This is a genomic window from Vibrio sp. 10N.222.46.A1, from assembly GCF_041473595.1.
Lineage (GTDB): Bacteria > Pseudomonadota > Gammaproteobacteria > Enterobacterales > Vibrionaceae > Vibrio > Vibrio tasmaniensis_A.
The window spans coordinates 1-3,860 of the sequence record NZ_JBFRSN010000356.1; the positions used below are offsets into that span (position 1 = coordinate 1).

Below are 3,860 nucleotides of genomic sequence, written 5' to 3' on the forward strand. Positions count from 1 at the left end.
CAGCCTGATCCAAGCTCAATACCAAGAGTTTGCTTTCCAGCGCCACTATCATTTGGACTTTCACATTGGTTTAATTACCCGAGGACAGCAGAAATTCGTCTATAAAGGGACGAGCCATAATGTTGGTGCTGGCCAAGTTGTTATCATGCCACCCGATGAGCTGCATGATGGGCACTCCAAACTCGATTCGGGTTATCAAGTCAGTGTGTTTGCCGTGTCTCCCCAATGGTTTCAAGATCTTGCCGATCCCAAGCAAAATGGTCACACATTAGGCTTTTCTGAGTTGATCCTCTCCGATCAAGCTGCATTTTCACAATTACGCAACTTGCACGGCCTATTAATCCATCAAAACATCAGCCAGCTCGCTCAAGATTGCTTACCTTTCGAAGGGTTCTCGACGATTGTCGATCGTTATGCGAAATTTGGATCGAAGAGTGACATCAAACTGGGTAATCAATCGATTGATACGCTAAAAGACTACTTGATGGCGAACTTGGATCAACCAGTGCGATTAGAACAATTGTCTGAGTTGTGTGGTTTAACCACGACTCAATTCCAACGCCATTTTAAAAACAGAATGGGCATTACGCCTTATGCATGGCTGAGCCGTTTACGTATGGAACAGAGCATGCGTCTGATTAAATCTGGGATATGTGGTACCAAGGTCGCGCACCAAGTAGGCTTCTATGATCAAGCACACTTCTCTAAGGCTTTCAAAACCACGTTCGGCGTACCACCCTCACAAATCAACTAAGTGTTGATAATTTACAATTGCTCTATTTCAAATCACGGTAAGCTACGCTCAATACGATTACTTATTTAAAAATAGCGGCAACGTTATTGAGAACTGACGATGAACGAAGTCACCATACTGATCACCCTAGCCTCTATCCACTTCATCGCTTTGATGAGCCCCGGCCCTGATTTTGCGTTAGTCGTGCAAAATGCGACGCGTCACGGACGCCAGACAGGCTTGTACATTGCGCTTGGTTTATCTTGCGGGATCTTGCTGCACTCATTGCTGAGCCTGACGGGAATCAGTTACCTAGTCCACCAACAACCGACATTATTTGCCATTATCCAACTAGCCGGCGGTAGCTACTTACTGTACTTAGGCTACGGTGCACTTAAAGCAACCTGGCAAATCATTCAGAACCACGATGATGATGCCGATACCGTCAATGCCAACGATCTGATTCTGACCAATAAGCGTCAGGCATTTTCGAAAGGGTTTGCGACCAATATTCTCAACCCAAAGGCTTTGGTGTTCTTTATCAGCTTGATGTCGAGCCTAGTGCCTGCCGACATGTCTCTGTCAGGTAAAGGCTTTGCGCTTATCATCCTATTTGGTCTGTCTCTGTTTTGGTTCTCACTACTGGCTTGGATGCTTTCGACTAAAGCATTGCAAAAGAAACTCAGCGAAGCAACGGTATACATCGATGGCTTATGTGGCGTGGTATTCAGCCTTATTGGCGTGAGTATTCTTTGGCAGTCGCTGTCCGGTTTAATCGCTTAAATTCGAATCAAGATTACAATTCGTTAACAACACTCTGGCTATCTCATCTTTCCACTGCCAATCTAGCTCTGCATATTAAAAGGAGAAGATCATGCAGTGGAAAACAAAACTAACAACCCTCGCCACTTCTACCCTACTTTTTGCCTCTCACGTCAGTTGGGCAAATCAAGCTGCCGATTCCGTCGCACCCGAACAAAGTAGTGGTTTAGAAACCAAACAGCTCGTTAAAGCCAACGATTGGATGGTCACCGCGGCCAACCCTCTTGCCACACAAGCCGGTGCTGATGTACTTGCTCGTGGTGGTAACGCGATTGATGCCATGGTTGCTGTGCAGCTTATGCTTGGCTTAGTGGAACCTCAGTCTTCAGGTATTGGTGGCGGCGCGTTCCTTGTTTATTTTGATGGCCAGGACAAGCAACTCAAAACCTACGATGGCCGTGAAACTGCACCACTTGATGCCACACCACGTCTATTCCAAGACGAAAGCGGCCAACCGCTTAAATTCTATGATGCCGTGGTTGGCGGTCGCTCCGTTGGCACGCCAGGCACGGTGCAATTACTGTGGGACACTCACCAGAAATACGGCAAGCTCGAATGGGCATCACTGATTAAACCTATCGCTCAGCTGGCTGAAGAAGGTTTTACTATTAGTCCACGTTTAGCCACCTTGATTGAAAATGACCAACAGCGACTAAGCCGCTTTGCCACTACCAAAGCCTACTTCTTCAATGCCGATGGCAGCCCGAAAACAGCTGGCACGCAACTTAAGAACCCAGAGTACGCGGCAACGTTAAACGCTATTTCTAAGAACGGTGCTAAGGCCTTTTACCAAGGTGAGATCTCTGCCGACATCATCAATACCGTGCAAACAGCGAAAGGTAACCCAGGCGTATTAGCACAGAAAGACTTCGACGCTTATTCGATCAAGCAGCGCGAGCCGGTTTGTTCTGCTTATGAGAGCTACCAAGTGTGCGGAATGGGTCCACCAAGTTCAGGTGCATTAACGGTTGGGCAGATCTTAGCGATGACCGAGCAGTTTGATCTTAAATCATGGGGACCAAACGACGCGAAATCTTGGCAAGTGTTAGCAGATGCTTCTCGCCTAGCCTTTGCAGACCGTGGTATGTACATGGCGGATCAAGATTATGTGCCAATGCCAACCCAAGGGTTAGTGAATACTGACTATTTGCAGGAACGTGCTCAGTTAATTACCGCAGGTAAGGCATTGGCAAGCGCATCTTCAGGCACACCGCCGTGGGATCACGCGATGCAGAGAAGCCAAGATGTTTCTATTGAATTACCGTCCACTAGCCACTTCAATATTGTAGATAGCGATGGCAATGTCGTGTCGATGACCACCACCATTGAGAATGCCTTTGGCTCACGCTTGATGGTAAGAGGCTTCCTACTCAACAACGAACTGACAGATTTCTCATTCAAGACCCATAACGATGGTAAGCCTATCGCCAACCGACTTGAACCGGGTAAGCGTCCGCGCTCTTCAATGGCACCGACCATCATCATGCAAGACGATAAACCTTACATGGCAATTGGCTCTCCGGGAGGCAGCCGTATCATAGGTTATGTGGCACAAGCGATCATTGCTCATACCCAATGGGACATGGATATTCAGCAAGCCATCAATCAACCACACTTCCTAAACCGCTTCGGTACCTTAGATTTGGAAAAAGGAACATCAGCGGAAAACTTCAAACCTGAGCTAGAAAAGATGGGATTTGAGGTCAACGTTCGCGATCTTAACTCTGGTTTACACGCGATTCGCATCACAAAAGATGGTTTAGAAGGCGCTGCAGACCCTCGTCGTGAAGGTGCAGCCATTGGTCAGTAGGGAATAATCCTCCCTTTTTACTCGCGGCCTTGTGCGAGATCTCTCACAAGGCAGTGAGTAAATATCGATATTTGATGGCGAAATTAGTCACCTAGACACCGTAACCAATTGAAATAAAACGATACGTACATTTATCATTCAAATAATTATATAGAAATTCGCTTATGCACCATTGCTGATAAATAAGGAATCGGTAATATGAATGGTGTCGGAAGGATGCTGACACGGAACAGGAAACGCCAAGGACTTGGTTATCTTCAGGATGAAGATTCGATTACTCAGGATGAATAATCGGCATGGATAGCGAAATGGACATTGAATGGACGCAATAGTAACTAGGATGGTTGCTACTAAGGAAAGACAATGGACACCTCTGGACGAGGAAAGGACTGAACATCAGGATGATGTAAAGGACACCGCTCAAGGAACAAGTGACGCGCGCTAACGAGGATTGTTGGCAGATCAGGATAAGATCAAGGACACCGCTAGGAAGGC

General features: G+C 46.8%; 3 protein-coding genes. All 3 read left to right on the plus strand.

Features of this window, described 5'->3' with window-relative positions; all coding sequences use genetic code 11:
• The coding region (locus AB4496_RS11425; RefSeq protein ID WP_372130996.1) for an AraC family transcriptional regulator at window positions 1-754 on the plus strand (754 nt) is incomplete at its 5' end.
• A 99-nt stretch (window positions 755-853) separates the two neighbouring features.
• Complete coding sequence (locus AB4496_RS11430; RefSeq protein WP_009848188.1) at window positions 854-1,516, plus strand: LysE family translocator; 663 nt, start codon at window positions 854-856, stop codon at window positions 1,514-1,516.
• Between the two features lie 91 nt (window positions 1,517-1,607).
• Window positions 1,608-3,365, plus strand: a complete 1,758-nt coding sequence (gene ggt, locus AB4496_RS11435) for a gamma-glutamyltransferase (RefSeq protein WP_009848187.1) — start codon at window positions 1,608-1,610, stop codon at window positions 3,363-3,365.
• The last annotated feature ends 495 nt before the right edge of the window (window positions 3,366-3,860 follow it).

What these genes read in the sequence shown, in the direction of transcription:
- AB4496_RS11430 (WP_009848188.1), top strand. Translation starts at nt 854, where the DNA reads ATGAACGAAGTCACCATACTGATCACCCTAGCCTCTATCCACTTCATC.
- ggt (WP_009848187.1), top strand. Translation starts at nt 1,608, where the DNA reads ATGCAGTGGAAAACAAAACTAACAACCCTCGCCACTTCTACCCTACTT.